Source organism: Pseudacidobacterium ailaaui (assembly GCF_000688455.1).
GTDB classification, from domain to species: Bacteria; Acidobacteriota; Terriglobia; order Terriglobales; family Acidobacteriaceae; genus Pseudacidobacterium; species Pseudacidobacterium ailaaui.
In genome coordinates this window covers 1,321,113-1,337,369 of the sequence record NZ_JIAL01000001.1, presented here as the reverse complement: position 1 = coordinate 1,337,369, position 16,257 = coordinate 1,321,113, and the positions used below count along the sequence as shown (strand labels likewise).

The following is a 16,257-nucleotide window of genomic DNA, read 5'->3' as shown; positions in this document are numbered from 1 at the left end:
AGGGTGGGGCCTCTCCTCGGGAATCCGGCTTCTGCTGCTGCCGGCCGGCGGCATTTCCACGCGGTCCATTTTCCCGGCATATAATCAGATATGGCAACTGCGCAGAGTGCGTCGGTCCAACCCGTTCCGGCCCCGGCTTCGCACGATCCTTTTGCGCCCCAGTTTCAGAAGCTGATTGCCACGGTCCGGGCCAATCGCCCCAACGACGATACTGAGATCATCCGCAAAGCGTGGGAGTTCTGCCTGGAACACCACAAAGGCCAGCGGCGGGCCTCCGGGGAGCCTTTTGTTTTACATCCACTTGAGGTTGCGGTGGTCCTGGCCGAGATGAAGCTGGATTCGACCGCCATTGCCGCCGGACTGCTGCACGATGCCGTAGAGGACACGCCCGTCACCACGGCGGAGATTGCGAGCAAATTTGGTGAGCAGGTGGCACATATCGTCGAGGGCGTCACCAAAATTGACAAGATCCAGTTTGCCAACAAGGAAGACCGTCAGGCCGAAAATGTACGCAAAATGCTGCTGGCCATGGTCAGCGATGTGCGTGTGGTGCTGATTAAACTTGCCGACCGCCTGCACAACATGCGTACCCTGGAGCACCTTCCCCCGGAAAAGCAACAGGTGATTGCGCGCGAGACGCTGGACATCTATGCGCCGCTGGCCCACCGCCTGGGCATGGGCAAGGTGCGCGGCGAGCTGGAAGATCTGGCTTTCCGATACGTGGACCCCTACGCCTACCAGCAGGTGCATGATGCAGTGGAAGCGCGCCGCAGCGAAGGCGAGCAGTTTCTTGCCGGCGTGGAGGCGCTGTTGCAGGAGAGGCTGCGGGAACACAACATCCGGGCGCGCATGGAGTGGCGCATCAAGCGCCTGTACAGCATTCATCAGAAGCTGGTCAAGCAGCGCATTACTGTGGACCAGGTATATGATCTGCTGGCCCTGCGCGTCATCACGCAAAGTGTGCAGGACTGTTATGCCGTCTTTGGCCTGATTCACAGCATCTGGCGGCCTGTGCCGGGGCGCATCAAGGACTTTATCGCCATGCCGCGGCCGAACCTGTACCAGTCCCTGCATACGACGGTGATGGGCGAAGGCGGGCACCAGTTCGAGGTGCAGATCCGCACCGAAGAGATGCACCGCATCGCTGAAGAAGGGATTGCCGCGCACTGGAAGTATAAGGACGGCTCGCCCATCAGCGCCCGGGACGAGCAACGTCTGGCCTGGGTAAGGCAGCTCGTTGAGTGGCAGCGCGAGATGAGCGACCCGAACGAGTTTCTTTCGACCCTCAAGATTGACCTGTATCCCGAAGAGGTCTACACCTTTACCCCCAAAGGTAAGGTTGTGGTGCTTCCCAAAGACGCCACGCCCCTGGACTTTGCCTATGCCATCCACACGGAAGTGGGCCATACCTGTGTCGGGGCCAAGGTGAATGGTCGCATGGTGCCGCTGCGCTCCCGTCTGCGCAATGGAGACATTGTCGAAGTTGTCACACAGAACGGACACACACCGAGCCGCGATTGGCTTACTTTTGTCAAAAGTTCGCGCGCCCGCAACAAGATCAAGCACTGGCTGAATGAACACCAGCGCGAGCGTGCGATTGAAATCGGTAAAAAACTGCTGGAGCGCGAAGCGCGCAAATACAAAGTCTCGCTGGCAAAATTTGAAGAGCCGGACTATGAGCGGGTGGCCCGAGACTACAGCATGGCCACTCCGAGTGACCTGCTGGCCGCCATTGGTTTTGGCAAATACTCCGCGCGGCAGGTGCTGAACCGGCTGTCGCCGGGGTCTACCTCGCAGCAGACGCCGGAAACGGAAACCGCCGTATCGGCCTCAGGGACTTCAGAAACGGTCAGGCGCGTATCGCGGACCAGCACAGATTCCCTCCAGGTGGAAGGACAGAATGAGCTTCTGGTCTATCGTGCGCGATGTTGCAACCCCATTCGCGGCGAGGAAATCATTGGCTACGTCACTCGTGGCAAGGGGGTGGCAGTCCACGCCAGGAGCTGCCCGAATGTGCAGAACCTGCTCTATGAATCTGACCGCCGGATCTCGGTCGAGTGGGCGCGCACGGCAGAGGAGACCCAGGGACGAAAGACAACGTATCCTGTGCGTCTGACGGTCTACTGTGACGACCGTGCCGGAATGCTGAAGGAGATGACGGCAGTCATTAGTGACGACAATACGAACATCCGCTCAGTGGACTCCAAGCCCGGCCCAAACAATGATGCCACCGTGGAATTTGTCGTCGAGGCCGAGGATGTACGCCATCTGAACCGTCTGGTGCAAGGGCTCAAGCGGGTCGCCGGTGTGCGCGATGTGCAGCGCTCGCAGAAATTGTAAGGGTCCCTTTTTTGTCACCGTCTATTTACAAATTCATTCCGTATTCATCTTGCCTTCACCACTTTTTCAGAGTTAACCTTTAGCGTTTCTATATCTGCGTAAATTTACGCGTTTCTATGCGCACGTCCTCACTTTCTCTGCGTGCGTGGATCCAGTGGTTTTTGCTTCAGGAGGCACATCATGAAGAAGTTCTGTTCCCCGCCATGGTATCGTTACGTTTTTCTGGCCGTTGTGGCCCTGCTGGGCGCGGCGTTTCTCCCCGCCCAGGTGAATACCGCCAGCCTGACCGGACTGGTCACGGACCCGAGCGGTGCAGCCATTCCAAATGTAACGATAAAAGCTACAAATTCTGCTACAGGATACGAGCGCGTAGTCCAGTCGGACAATGCGGGATACTATTCCTTCCAAAACCTGCCGATTGGACAGTACACGCTGCGCGTGGAGGCCGCCGGCTTCAGCAATGTGGAAGAAAATGTAACTTTGAATGTTGCAGAAAAGGGGCGCCGCGATTTTTCCCTTCAGGTTGGCTCCGCACAGCAGACCGTCGAGGTGCAGGCTCAGGGCCAGGGGCTATCGCCGGATGATGCCTCGATCGGCACCGTGATTGGGGCGCATACAATTGAGCAGACTCCGCTTTATCTCCGCAACTGGGACGACCTGCTGCGGACCGTGCCCGGCGTGCAGATTTCTCGCTATACCCAGCAGAGCGGCGCTACTTCAGCGGGCCGCACCGGCGACTTCAACGTGAACGGCGTGCATTCGCTGCAGAACAACTTTATTCTGGACGGCATTGACAACAACACCTTCTCAGAAAACGTGCAGGAGCTAAGCACGGAGGCCGCCCATCCCTCGGTGGACGTCATCGCAGAATTCAACATCATCACCAACCCTTACTCTGCTGAATACGGACGCGCTCCCGGGGCAGTGGTCTCGGTAAATACCAAAAGCGGTACGAATGAGATCCACGGGCTGGCCTACGAGTATGTGCGCAACCAGTATTTTGACTCGACGGACTTCTTCACCAAGCAGCATGGCCAGCGTAAACCGGAAAACAATCAGAACCAGTTTGGTGGCAGCCTCGGTGGTCCATTCATCAAAAACCGGCTGTTTGGCTTTTTTAACTATGAAGGCACACGGATCAAACAGGGTGTGACGCGTACCTCCACGGTGCCGCTGCCCAACGAACGCATCGGCGACTTCAGCCCGGCGACCAGCGCAAAGATCGGCATCAAGTATCCGACCATTTATGATCCGCAGACGGGACAGCCTTTTCTCAATAACCAGGTCCCGCAGACCCGTATCGATCCAGTCGTCGCAAAACTGATTGCACTGTTTCCGCAACCCAATGTCACCGTAAATGGCCTCACCCCGGAAACGAACAACTACTTTCGCAATGCGCTGGCCCAGGACAATACGGACAGCTATGACGGCCGCGTGGACTGGACGCCCTCGTCCAACGACACTGTTTTTGCGCGCTACAACTACTCCAACCGCTTCCGCTTCATTCCCGGATATCTCGGCGGACTGGCCGATGGCAGCAGCACTTCAGCCTGGGGCAGGCAGTACCTGAAGAACCATAGTTTCGTCCTGGGATGGACGCACATCTTCAGCCCGAATCTTGTCAATGACTTCCGCTTCGGCTGGGTGCGCAACTATGCCTTTGCCGAGCAGGACCCCTTCGCGCTGACGCAGTATGCCGGTGACTACGTTCCCGGTATTCCGATCAATCCAGCAGTGGGCGGTGGCGTGCCGCTGACCACATTCAGTGGCTCCATCGGGGCGTTCCTTGGTTCTCCCGACTTTCTGCCCAAGCAGCAGGTGCCGCAGCAGTACCAGTACAATGACACGCTTTCACTCACTCGCGGTACGCACACCTTCAAGGTCGGGGCCTCGCTCTATCTGCCCATGCGGAACCTTTTTCAGGACGAGCCGGGAATGCGCGGCGATCTGACCTTCAATGGACAGTTCACTTGCCAGCGCAATGCGTCCAGCCAGTGCGTTTCCAATACAGGGTTCCCGTATGCAGATGGTCTGCTCGGACTGGTGCAGAGCAACCAGCTCACAAATGTCCACTTTGTGGACCAGAGGCTGTGGATGCTCTCGGGCTTCTTTGAGGATGACTGGAAGGTGACGCCGCAACTCACGCTGAACCTTGGCCTGCGCTACGAGTTCGCCACGCCGGCGCTGAATGCAAAAGAACAGATGGCGAACTTCGACCCCGTGGCAGGAGCACTGGTCTTTGCCCGTTCCGGAGGGTTGAAGTCGCGCTCTCTGGTCAATCCAAATTACAAGAACTTTGGTCCGCGGATTGGTTTTGCCTATTCGCCTGACCAGAAGACGGTCCTGCGCGGTGGCTATGGCATCTACTACACTGTCTTTGAACGCTATGGCAGTGAAGACCAGCTTTCGCTCAATCCTCCATACCTGATTAACAAAACACAGTCGGCGGCCTCCACTTCGACGACGCCGGTGATGATTGCGCAGCAGGGTTTCCCCTCGAATTATCTGGACCCTTCAACGATTAATCTGAACAATCTCACGGCATTTCATATCCGCGCCATGAACTCCAATGACCCAACCCCGTATGTGCAGCAGTGGAGCTTCGGCATCCAGCGCGCGGTAGGCAATGCCTGGACTGCGGAAGTGGACTATGTCGGCACCAAATCCACGCATCTGGACATTATCCGCGACTACAACCAGCCGTTCATTCAAGGCAATACTGTCCAGACCACCAAAAACAGCTCTGGGCAGACGGTCCCGGTCATTCCTTATGCCAACTTTGGCCAGATTGAATATACGGATGCGATTGGTTACGGCAATTACAATGGCCTGCAGGCAAGCCTGAAAAGACGTTTCCAGAATGGATTGAGCTTCCAGGCCGCTTACACCTATTCGCACAGTCTGGACGACGTCCCTGAGGAGCTGGAAAGCAACTCCGGAGACGCTCCAAACGGGCGGAACCCGTCCATGTGGTATGGCAACAGCGACTTCGATTTCCGCAACCGTGTCTCTGTGAGCTATGTTTACGAGCTGCCTTTTGGACATGGCAAGCCGATGTTGAACCACGGCGCGCTCTCGTGGATCTTCGGAGATTTTCATACCTCTGGGGTCTACACCTTTTATTCAGGGCATCCCTTCACGGTCAACGCGGGGGGCACGCTGGCCAATGCGCTTGATCCCTATGGCTACGCAGTGGCCACACCTTTCCTGGTGGGCAAGCCGCATATTGTGGGCGATCCGGCATGTTGGTTCTATATCTCGAAAAACAGCGCCTGCGGCAAACTCGCCTCCAGCCTCACCGATGCTTATGCCGCACCTCCTTCGGGCCAGTTCGGCAACAGCGGCCGCAATACGCTGGTCGGGCCGCACATCAACGTCTTCGATGCGGCGCTGATGCGTGAGATTCCGATCGAGCGCGTCAATCTTGAGGCGCGCTGGGAGGTCTTCAACGTAACCAACACGCCGGAGTTCGGACAGCCCGGAACGAACATCACCAGTAGTTCCGCTGGTCAGATCACTACCCTCTCCGGAGATCCGCGCGTCATGCAGTTCGCGCTGCGGCTTTCTTTCTGAGGCAGCGGAGCGTCCCGTCCTTTCCGCATCTGTTGTGCGTAAGGAAGGGACGCTCCCTGAGCATGGCTTAGAATTTTCATGATTCTCATCATGAAGAAAATACGCTCTGTTTCTGCTCTACTTTTTTGCTTGCTGGCTGCCTCCATTGCCTGCGCACAGTCTCCCCCGAGACCAGACATTGTCCTGCGCGGGACCATCACAGGCAAACAAAACCATACGTATGAAATGGTGCCCTTTGACGTTCCATCGGGAATTGTAGCCCTTACAGTTACATTTCACTACACAGGGCATGAACAGCGGACGACCATCGATCTGGGTCTGTTTGACCCCCAGCGCTTCCGGGGATGGAGCGGCGGGAACAAGAGCACCTTCACCGTGAGCGAAAGCAACGCCACGCCGTCTTATTTGCCGGGGCCCATTCTGCCCGGCACCTGGAAGCTCATCCTCGGGGTCCCCAACATCCGCCCCGGCGCCACTTCGCAGTATGAAGCGGACATCTATTTTGCCCGTCAGGATGGGGAGGAGTCGTTTACGGACCAGCCCCTGCGCAACGGGCCGGCCTGGTATCGGGGTGATCTGCACATGCACACCGCGCACAGTGATGGAAGCTGCCTGAGCCAGAGCGGGCGCAAGGTCCCCTGCCCCGTGTTTCTTACCGCGCAAGCAGCCAGCGAGCGCGGACTGGACTTTATTGCAGTCACGGACCATAACACGGATTCGCACGAGGATGCTCTGCGCGAATTGCAGCCCTACTTTGACCAACTGCTCTTTGTTCCCGGACGCGAGATTACAACCTTCTGGGGACACGCCAATCTTTTTGGACCCACCCAGTTCTTCGACTTCCGAGTAGGAGATACAACCACAACGCGGACCTTGTTTGAGCGGGCGGAAAAACTGCACGCCATTCTTTCGATCAACCACCCGAATGCTCCCACGGGAGAGGAATGCATGGGCTGCGGATGGACCCCGCAGCAGCAGTTTGACCCGCGCCTGGTCCACGTCATGGAGGCCGTCAATGGCGGCGATGAAGATGGTCCGCATGCAAGTATCAGCTTCTGGGAGAAGTACCTGGACCAGGGGCTGCGCGTGACTGCCATTGGAGGCAGCGATAATCACAATGCACAGATCCCGGCCGGAAAAACCAATGCCATCGGCCGTCCGGAAACAGTGGTGTATGCTGACAATCTGTCGGTGCCTTCGCTGCTGGACGCCATCCGCAAAGGCCATGTTTTTGTAGACCTCAGCGCATCGCGCGACCGTATCCTCGACGTTTCGGTCACGGACAATCAGCAGATGGCAAAGATGGGAGACGCGCTGGCTGCGCCTGCAAATTCCACAATTGCCATATCCGCGCATCTGGTGGCGTGTCAGGGACTCCTGTTACGCTTCCTGCTGGATGGCCAGCCGGTCCATGCGCTGCAAACAAACATCCAGCAGACGGAACAAGTGCTGGCATTGACTTTGAAAGCAGATGGGAAGAAGCACTGGCTGCGTCCGGATGTTGTTACCCCGGAAGGCAGGCTGGTCCTTCTCGGAAATCCCATCTATCTGAACTACACCGAAAGCAGAGAATGATGATGAAGGTTGCCCATGTGTTTGCTGCAAGCCGGCAGAGGTTCACGATGACTGCTGCTGCCGTTCTTCTTGCCTCCTCACTCTTCGCGCAGGACGCGGCGCATCCCGGCGCCCGCTCGGTCATGGATGCGCACAATTGCTACCCATATTATGAGTGGTGGGCGGACCGCATCGACAGGGCGCTTTCCGCAGGCACTCCGCTGGCCATTGAACAGGACCTGGGTTGGTATACCGACAGAAAGACAGGAAAATCCTGGTCCGTGGTGACGCATGGCATTCCCGTGAGCGGTCATGAACCCACGATGAAGCAATATTTTTTTGAGCGGGTCCGGCCCATCGTGGAGAAGGCACTGCGGGAGGGCAATCACGGCGACTGGCCGCTGATTACGCTCAATCTCGACTTCAAGACAGAGGAACCGGAACATCTCCGTGCCGTGCTGGCTTTGCTTCATGAATATCAGGACTGGATCACCACGGCCCCGCGCACGGCTGAAGAGTCAAAAGTAGAACCGCTTAGCGTGCGGCCCATTCTGGTCCTTACCGGCGAGTCTGACGCGCAGGAAAAGGTCTTTTATCACGAAATTCCCGTGGGCGGCCAGCTCCTCGTCTTTGGAGCGGTGCACACCCATGAGGAGGACCCCATGGCCCCGCCGGAAACCCTGGAGCCAGAGCGGGCCAATAACTATCGACGGTGGTGGAACAATCCGTGGAGTGTCGTCGAGCAGGGTGGGCAAACCAGGGCCGGGGAGTGGACCCGGGCCGACGACCTCCGCCTGCGTGCCTTGGTGGAACACGCACACCAGAACGGTCTGTGGATCCGCTTCTACACCCTCGACGGGGTAGACAATCAGCAGGACCTAAGCTGCCATGGATGGTTCAGTGGGTACAACTTCGGCTCATTGAATGCGGCCGAGGTCCGCTGGAAGGCCGCGATTGAGGCCGGAGTAGACTATATCGCCAGCGACCAGTACGAGCTCCTCAAAAACTTCATCCGGGAAAACCAAAGTGTAGGAAAGCGTCGCGCAGCACCTTGAAATGCTCTGGGCATGCGCCCTCTGCCTTCAAGATAATCGCGGCAGATGGCTTTGCTTGAACGCACCCGCCTCCGCCTTTTTGAGAAGTTCGTCTTTGCCGCTTCGCGCCGCCGCAGGGAAGCAGAGCACCTGGCCACCGGCCGGCATGGCGAACTTGCCGCATACTTCTATCTGCGCCGCCAGGGATACGTCCTCACCGCGCGCGGATGGCGCGCTGGCCTGCTGCGGGGGGACCTGGACCTGATCGGCTGGGAGGGCGGCACGCTCTGCTTCATCGAAGTCAAGACGCGCACGACGCGGGACGTCGCAACGGCAGAGGCCGCAGTAGACGAGGACAAGCGCCGCACCCTGCGCCGTCTGGCCCGGCACTACCTGCGGCAGCTTCCGCAGAACGACGTGCCCGTGCGCTTCGATCTTCTTTCTGTCTATCTGGAAAGAGGCAAAACTGCGGAAATTGAGCTCTTCCGGGGTGCCTTTGGCTGGCACTAAGCGGGCCGTCGGCCTTGCTCAAGGATGATCAGCTGGCCGTCTCCGGCGGAAGGGGCGTCACTGGGACTTTGAGCGCTGAGACAAAGCGGGGGAAAAATTCAAAGGCCGCTGCCACGGCCGTCAGTTCAATCAGTTCCTTGTCAGAGAAATACTTCTTGACCTCGGCATAGTCGACGTCCTCAATGGCGTGAGCGGAGCGGTGCAGTTTGTCTGCATAACGAAGGCCTGCCTTTTCCTTTTCCGTGAAGGGGCCGTCTTCATAGCTGTCCACGGCTGCTACCTGCTGCTCAGAAGCGCCGCGCAGCCGGGCCAGAAAACGGTGCGACGAGATGCAGTATTCGCAGTGGTTCAGGGAGGCCACTCGGGTCGCCACCAGCTCCTTATACCAGGCAGCAAGTTCGCCGTCCGACATCAGTGGTTTGAGAAAGGCCGCAAATCCCAGCGCCAAAGCAGGCGTCTGGGCCACGGTCTTGAACATGTTCGGAACAACGCCCCGTTCCTCGTAGAGCTTGTCATACAAGGCCGCAATTTCGCCTTCTACCTCATCGCGTTCGAGCATCCGAACACGGCCCTGAAGTGCGGTGGATAACATAAGAAGTCCTTCGTCTGGGATTTGTCCGGAAGGCCGCTAGCGTGCGGGAGGCACATACTCTTTGGGCAGCTCCGAGCCTTCCCCAAAGAAATAGCGGTCCATCTGTTCCACCAGAAACTCCTGCGCCTGCGGCGTCCAGGGCTGAAGACGGTATTCATTCAGCAGCATCTTTTGGTGCTCCAGCCACTCCTGCCAGGCCTTTTTTGAGACGTTATGGTAGATCTTGTTCCCGAAATCACTGTCGAAAGGCGGTTCCTCCAGCCCTTCCATCTGCTGCTTGTAGCGCGCGCAAAAAACGGTATGTGCCATGGTTAGGTCCTTCTAGACCCATTGTAAGCAAGGAAGCTCCAGAGCAAGAAACCCCCGTCTCACCGGGGATGGGATTCTATAAGATTTCATAGAAACAGGAACCCATAAGCAGGAAAATATACAAAAAACTGGATTATGAGGATGTCCATAGGATAACTTTCCAGTAAATATCTCTGAGGAAGTGATGACTAATTTATCGAATATCAAGCAATTAACATCACTTTTGCCTATCCCACGCTAAATCTTTTATTTTTGGCAATCATATTGCCTTAGTCAGTATTATGAGAAATGTAAACTTGAGATTCCGTCTCAGCACTTGTGCGGCAACACTTGCCCTGCTGCTCGGTTCCGGAATAGTCACTCCTTTCAGGACGCAGCGGGCAGTGGCCCAGACGTCCATCTCTGGTGATATTCAGGGAACGATTACGGACCCCACCGGAGCAGTTGTGCCGAACGCCACGATTTCCGTGAAGAGCCTGGATACGGGCGCGGTGCAGAAAGCAAGCACCAACAGCGCAGGTTCTTATCGTGTCTCTCTGCTCAAACCCGGACGCTACCAGATTACGGCCTCGGCCGCAGGATTTCAGAACACGACGGTCCAGGTAGTCGTGAATACGGGCACGATCACGACAGGAGACCTGAAGCTGAGCGTCGGCTCCAGTGCGCAGACCGTGGAAGTGAGCGCAACCTCTGAGCCTTTGATCCACACTGAAGACGCCAATCTTACCACCAGCTTTAACCAGCAGCAGATCCAAAACATGCCAAACCCCGGCAATGATGTGACGTTCATGGGGCAGCTGGCGCCCGGGTCGATCATAAACACCACTACCCAGGCCACCAATGGATTGTTCGGTTATGGCAACTTCTCCAGTTTTGGTCTGCCGGCCACATCCAACAACTTTACGATCAACGGCACGGACGAGAACGATCCCTTCTTTAACATCAACAATTCCGGCGCCACAAATCTTTTGCTGGGCAACAATGAGATTGCCGAGGCCACAGTCATCAGCAATGCCTATGCTGCGCAATATGGAGGGCTGGGCGGAGCCAAGATGAACGAAATTACGCGTTCAGGTTCAAATGCCTTCCACGGCAACCTTGTGTACTGGTGGAATGGCCGCATCATGAACGCCAATGAGTACTTCAATAACCAGCAGGGAGTCAAGCGGCCCTTTGACAATGCAAACCAGTGGGCGGCTTCTCTTGGCGGCCCAGTGAAGAAGGACAAGCTCTTCTTCTTCCTGGACACCGAGGGCATCCGGCTGATCTTCCCCACCAATACGGCGGTCTATCTTCCCAGCGCCTCTTATCAGAGCCGGATCCTGAGCCAGGTTGCGGCAAACAATCCGAGCGAGGTTCCCTTCTATCAGAAGATGTTTGCCCTGTATAACAACGCTCCCGGAGCGGTGAATGCAGTGCCTTTTGTCGATGCAGGCGGAGTCAATCCGGACGTAAACACCTTCCGCTCGACTGCTTCCTCCGGAGCGAATGAATGGATCCTGGCCGGGCGCGTGGACTGGAACCTGGGCACGAACGACAAAATGTATGTCCGCTATAAGCAGGACAAAGGCTTCCAGCCTTCTTTTACCGATCCCATCAACCCGGTCTTCAACCTGGTGAGCAATCAGCCACAATATGAAGGCCAGTTGGCAGAAACGCACACCTTTTCGCCATACATCATTAACCAGTTCACCTTCAATGCGTCCTATTACCGCTCCATCTTCCAAGCGCCGGACCCGGCAGCCAATCTGGCGGCCTTCCCGGGGACCTTTGAGTTCGTGGATTCACAGAATCAAACCACTGGCCATACCGACCAGTTCACGACCCTCAACCCGTACGGATTCTTTCCGAATGGGCGCAATGCCACGCAATATGGTTTTCTGGACGACCTGAACATCACCCGCGGAAGCCACACGATCCGGCTTGGTGCTGCCTTCCGGCGCGATGATATCAGCGATTATGACCCGATGGAGTTCACAGCGCCGCTGCTGATTGGCCTGGGACCCAATGCAAGTCCGGCCCCCGGCTATACGTTTGATAATGGATATGCTTATCTGACGCAGCAGGCATTTCCGCTCAGCAAATCTCAGCCGCTGGCTTTCTACCAACTGGGTGCATATATTCAGGACGACTGGAGCATCCGTCCTAACTTCAAGCTGAATGCGGGGCTCCGCATTGAGCACAACTCCAACCCGATCAGCCTGAAGAATGTTTTTGCGCGCTTCAACGGGGACTTTTTTGGACTCAGCTCCGATACCGGTACTCCGTATAACCAGTTGATCTCTGCCAACCAGCACCGCGTTTTCCATAGCTATCAGCACGTGATGGTCGAGCCGCGTATCGGGTTCAACTGGTCTCTTTCGCAGAACACAGTCCTGCGCGGAGGCTTCGGAATGTTTGCCGACGTGTTTCCGGGGACCGTGGCCGACAGCCTGATTGCCAATCCGCCGACGGAGCCGAACTTCACCATCTTTGGCGCGCTGCTGGACCCCTCGCTTACGGGCAGCGGATCGCAAATTGCCGCAGCCAATGCTGCCGCCTTCCGGTCAGGTTTTGCCACGGGCGCCAGCTACGATACGCTTGCTGCAGCCAACCCGACGTTCTCTGCCCCCAGCTTCGTCTCCGGAATGCAGAACATGCAGTATCCGCAGTATGAAGAGTGGAGCGTGCAGCTGGAACGGCAGCTTCCTTATAACACGGCCCTGGCCATCGGCTACGTTGGGAACCACGGGTATCATGAGCCTGTTGTCAATGACAGCGCCAATGCCTATGGTTTTGGCAGCCTGCCGGCGTCGGCCCCGGCCCCGTCCTTTGCCCAGGTCCAGCTTTATCAGAGCGCAGCATCGTCCAATTACAACGGACTGGTGGTGACGGCAAACCATCGCGAAAAGTACGCGACCGTGACGCTGAATTACACCTACAGCCATGCCCTGGACGAAATTTCCAACGGCGGTTTCCTGCCCTTTAATCCGGGCAACAGCAGCAATCCGAACAATCCCTACGACCTCAGCCAGAACTATGGCAACGCCGACTATGACGTCCGCCATAATCTGACCGGGAGCTACGTGGTCCAGCTTCCCTACTGGGGCGGGCCGCATGCGCTGACCGACCACTGGCAATTTAGCGGAACGGTCTTCTATCACACGGGGTTCCCATTTTCCATCACCGACCAGGCCACCAGGCAGGTGCTTGAGGGACAGAACTACTATGGTCCTCTGTTCGCTGCTGTGACGGGCTCGCCGAACCATCACTGCAGCTCCAGCTCCGTTGCCAATGTGGCCACCGGAGCAGGGACTTCCTGCTTTGATGTCAATGACTTCAGCACGCCCACCGGGTTCAATGTCCAGAGGAGAAACCAGTTCTTTGGGCCGCATTATGTGGACACGGACTTTGCCGCGCAGAAGGGTTTTGGCATCCCGCACTGGGAAGGGGCCACTCTGAATGTGGGGGCGCAATTCTTCAACCTCTTTAACCATCCGAACTTCGCGCAGCCGGTGAGTGACATCTCCAGCCCGCTGTTTGGAAAGATCAACAGCGTCGTAAGCACACCAACCAGCATCTTTGGCAATGGTCTGGGCGGCGATGCTTCCCCGCGCATTATTCAACTCAAAGCCAGCTTCCAGTTCTAAATCAGGACTGGAGCTGGAAACCGAGGGCGGCCTGGGAACATGCCGCCCTCTGCTTATTTGCGTCGTTTTTTTCGTCCTAAGGGTTTTGCTTTTTTCTGTCTGCGTGGCTTCTTTTCTGCCGAATGCGCGCGTTCTTTCCCCCCGGGCGAGGGGCCTTCGTCCAGAATGGAAAACTGCAATCTTCGCTCCCTTGCATCCACGCGGTCGAGGATGACGCGCACCTTTTGGCCAAAGGTGAACTTGCGTCCCCAGCGCTGGCCGATGATCTCCCGTGTGTTTTCGCGATACGTGTAGAAGTCGCCGTCCATCTGGCCGAGACTCTGGATGGGTACCAGGCCCTCGATAAAAAGGTCATCCAGCTCGACGAAGAGGCCGTACCGGGTTGGCGTCAGGACCAGTGCGTTGAAGTCCTCACCAACGCGGTCCTGCATAAACTTGATCTTTTTCCACTCAACCAGTTCGCGTTCGGCATCGGCAGCGCGGCGTTCTGTTTCACTGCTCTCCTGCGCAATGCTGGCCAGGGAGTGGCTGTCCAGGCCTTCGCCCGCGGCGCGGTCCGTGGCGCTCAGGGGAAACCTTGCGACGGCATGAGGCGCATGCGGTCCACTGGCAGGGAGCGTACCTTTGCCGCTGATTCTTTCATGCAGAAGCGCTTTGGTAATGCGGTGCACGATCAGATCAGGGTAGCGCCGGATGGGTGAGGTGAAATGCGTGTAGCATGAAGCAGCCAGCGCGAAGTGGCCCTCATTTTTCTCACTATAGCGGGCCTGTTTCAACGATCGCAGCATCAGGTAGGAAAGAATGCGCTCCTCGGGCCTGCCGGCGATTTTTGCCGTCAGGCGCTGATACATCTGCGGCGTCACGTTGATTTCCTCCGGGACCTCGTGCAGCCTGGGATTGCGTCCGCGTCCCCGCTGTTCGCGGCGCTCCGACTTGATCTGAAATTTGCGCACCGGAAGGTTTCCGATGCCGAGAGAGTAGCCAAATGCGGCGGCCGTCTCCTCAAACTCCACCACGCGCCGGGGCTCTGGTCTTTCGTGGATGCGATAAATTGAGGCGACACCCTGCTGTTGCAACCACGAGGCGACGCATTCATTGGCGGCCAGCATGAATTCTTCAATCAGGCGGTGTGCCCAGTTGCGCTCGGAGCGCGTGACGCTTTTCATCGCGCCAAATTCATCAAACTCGATGAGGGGCTCGGGCAGGTCAAAGTCAATCGAGCCGCGCCGCTGGCGTTTTTTGTTCAGCACCTGCGCCAGATGCTGCATACGCTCAAATTCCGGGACCAGATTGCGGAACTGTTCGCGCATGGCCTCGTCTTTTTCGAGAATGGCATGGACCTGGGTATAGGTCATGCGGCGAGCGGAACGGATGACGCCTTCGACGATTTCAAAACCCAGAATTTCGCCGTGTTTGTCTATCTGCATGATGCAGGAAAGCACCAGGCGGTCCTCATTTGGGCGCAGGCTGCAAATGTCTGTGGAAAGCTCCTGCGGCAGCATGGGGATGGCACGGTCCGGGAAATAGACGGAATTGCCGCGGAGACGGGCTTCGAGGTCCAATGCGGTCCCTGGGCGCACGTAATGCGCAACATCGGCAATGTGCACCTGCAACTCGAAGTTGCCATCGTCTTGTTCGCGCACCAGAACGGCATCATCAAAGTCACGGGCTGATTCGCCATCAATGGTCACGATGGGCAGGTGACGGAAATCGCGTCGGGCCTGAATGGTTTCAGGCTCCAGAAATGCAACGCTCCGCGCCTCTTCGAGCACCTTTTCGGGAAAGACGTGCGGCAGATGGTGCTTGCGGATGACAATCTCTACATCCACTCCGAAATCGTCTTCGCCCCCCAGCACCTCGATGACGCGCCCGCGCGCCGGCCGGGTCATTGTGGGCCATTCGGTGACCTCCACGTCCACGACCATGCCTTCCAGCTCGTCGCCGGTGCGGTGGTGCTTCGCTTCTTTGCCTAAAACGCGGTGGGGTGTGGGCTGGAGCACCGGAGGCAATTCCATTCCAAAGGGGATGAGAATGGGCTGGGTCATGCGCCCATCCAGGGGGACGACGGAGTGTCCTTGCGCCCGCTCGCTGCGTGCGTAATGGAAGGTCCCGACAACGGTGGGATTGTTCCGCGTGAGCACGCGCAGGACACGCCCCAGCCGGCGTCCGTCCGCCCGCGGGGGAAGGAGTTCGACCAGGACCTGGTCACCCTGCATGGCCCCACCCAGTTCGTTGGGGGGGACGAAGATGTCTTCTTCGTCTGTACGGCTGCGTCCGCTGGGGCGGACAAAACCATATCCATCACGGTGCAGGTCCATGCGGCCGGCCACCATGTGCTCTTTCTGTGTCATGGGTTTTGGGACCGCCCACTGTTCCCGGTCAATTTTGATAAGCTGGCCGCGTGCAGTCAACCGGGCCAGTTGTTCGAGCAGCAGGCGGCGTTCACGGCCTCCCCCCAGACCGAGCTCACGTACAAGCTGCTTGTATCCGGCTTTCTGGCCAGGGGCGCGCTCAATCTGGCGCAGGAGGTCGCGGTCAGTCATACAATGAGGGTAGCCCAGCCGGTGGAAAGGCGCTCGATACGGAGGACAATCTCAGCACCCTTTCAACAAAAAGATTGCCAATGGGGTGCATTTTTCATGCAACCCTGTTTAAGATGCAGACAGGCAGCGCCAACTGCGCGGATTCGGGGGATTTTTGCAGATCTCTCGAATGG

Annotated in this window: 9 protein-coding genes; 6 read left to right on the top strand and 3 right to left on the bottom strand. The window is 57.4% G+C overall.

Translation table 11 applies throughout. From position 1 onward, the window contains the following. Nucleotides 1–90: 90 nt before the first annotated feature. The 5 genes from N655_RS0105840 (at nucleotide 91) to N655_RS17560 (ending at nucleotide 9,011) form a co-directional block, all read left to right on the top strand. Nucleotides 91–2,340: a RelA/SpoT family protein gene (locus N655_RS0105840; RefSeq protein ID WP_026442230.1), complete on the top strand. Its 2,250-nt coding sequence runs from the start codon at nucleotides 91–93 to the stop codon at nucleotides 2,338–2,340. A 180-nt stretch (nucleotides 2,341–2,520) separates the two neighbouring features. Beyond that, nucleotides 2,521–5,913, top strand: coding sequence for a TonB-dependent receptor (locus N655_RS0105835; RefSeq protein ID WP_081823599.1), 3,393 nt, complete (start codon nucleotides 2,521–2,523; stop codon nucleotides 5,911–5,913). A 90-nt stretch (nucleotides 5,914–6,003) separates the two neighbouring features. Continuing rightward, the gene (locus tag N655_RS0105830) at nucleotides 6,004–7,488 is read left to right on the top strand and encodes a CehA/McbA family metallohydrolase (protein ID WP_026442228.1); all 1,485 of its coding nucleotides are present in this window, start codon (nucleotides 6,004–6,006) and stop codon (nucleotides 7,486–7,488) included. Beyond that, entirely contained in the window at nucleotides 7,485–8,522 is a 1,038-nt protein-coding gene (locus tag N655_RS17565; protein ID WP_238324527.1) for a PI-PLC domain-containing protein, read from the top strand. Before N655_RS0105830 ends, N655_RS17565 begins: the two co-directional genes overlap by 4 nt. A gap of 45 nt (nucleotides 8,523–8,567) precedes the next feature. Continuing rightward, the gene (locus N655_RS17560) at nucleotides 8,568–9,011 is read left to right on the top strand and encodes a YraN family protein (protein ID WP_049961281.1); all 444 of its coding nucleotides are present in this window, start codon (nucleotides 8,568–8,570) and stop codon (nucleotides 9,009–9,011) included. A 28-nt stretch (nucleotides 9,012–9,039) separates the two neighbouring features. On the opposite strand, the gene N655_RS0105815 is transcribed toward N655_RS17560, so the two are convergent. Both N655_RS0105815 and N655_RS0105810 read right to left on the bottom strand, forming a co-directional pair. Next, nucleotides 9,040–9,603 (bottom strand): carboxymuconolactone decarboxylase family protein, encoded by a 564-nt coding sequence (locus N655_RS0105815; RefSeq protein WP_026442227.1) that lies wholly within the window; start codon nucleotides 9,601–9,603, stop codon nucleotides 9,040–9,042. A gap of 36 nt (nucleotides 9,604–9,639) precedes the next feature. After that, complete coding sequence (locus tag N655_RS0105810) at nucleotides 9,640–9,912, bottom strand: oxidative damage protection protein (RefSeq protein WP_026442226.1); 273 nt, start codon at nucleotides 9,910–9,912, stop codon at nucleotides 9,640–9,642. Between the two features lie 296 nt (nucleotides 9,913–10,208). Here N655_RS0105810 and N655_RS0105805 point away from each other — a divergent pair, with 296 nt between their 5' ends. Then, entirely contained in the window at nucleotides 10,209–13,541 is a 3,333-nt protein-coding gene (locus N655_RS0105805; protein ID WP_162173504.1) for a TonB-dependent receptor, read from the top strand. Between the two features lie 53 nt (nucleotides 13,542–13,594). Here the strand turns inward: N655_RS0105805 and N655_RS17555 are convergent, their stop codons facing one another. Next, the gene (locus tag N655_RS17555; RefSeq protein WP_044934067.1) at nucleotides 13,595–16,084 is read right to left on the bottom strand and encodes a VacB/RNase II family 3'-5' exoribonuclease; all 2,490 of its coding nucleotides are present in this window, start codon (nucleotides 16,082–16,084) and stop codon (nucleotides 13,595–13,597) included. Nucleotides 16,085–16,257 lie beyond the last annotated feature (173 nt).

Coding starts and splice junctions, on each gene's coding strand:
- N655_RS17565 (WP_238324527.1), top strand. CDS start 7,485: ATGATGATGAAGGTTGCCCATGTGTTTGCTGCAAGCCGGCAGAGGTTC.
- N655_RS17560 (WP_049961281.1), top strand. CDS start 8,568: ATGGCTTTGCTTGAACGCACCCGCCTCCGCCTTTTTGAGAAGTTCGTC.
- N655_RS0105830 (WP_026442228.1), top strand. CDS start 6,004: ATGAAGAAAATACGCTCTGTTTCTGCTCTACTTTTTTGCTTGCTGGCT.
- N655_RS0105815 (WP_026442227.1), bottom strand. CDS start 9,603: ATGTTATCCACCGCACTTCAGGGCCGTGTTCGGATGCTCGAACGCGAT.
- N655_RS0105840 (WP_026442230.1), top strand. CDS start 91: ATGGCAACTGCGCAGAGTGCGTCGGTCCAACCCGTTCCGGCCCCGGCT.
- N655_RS0105835 (WP_081823599.1), top strand. CDS start 2,521: ATGAAGAAGTTCTGTTCCCCGCCATGGTATCGTTACGTTTTTCTGGCC.
- N655_RS17555 (WP_044934067.1), bottom strand. CDS start 16,084: ATGACTGACCGCGACCTCCTGCGCCAGATTGAGCGCGCCCCTGGCCAG.
- N655_RS0105810 (WP_026442226.1), bottom strand. CDS start 9,912: ATGGCACATACCGTTTTTTGCGCGCGCTACAAGCAGCAGATGGAAGGG.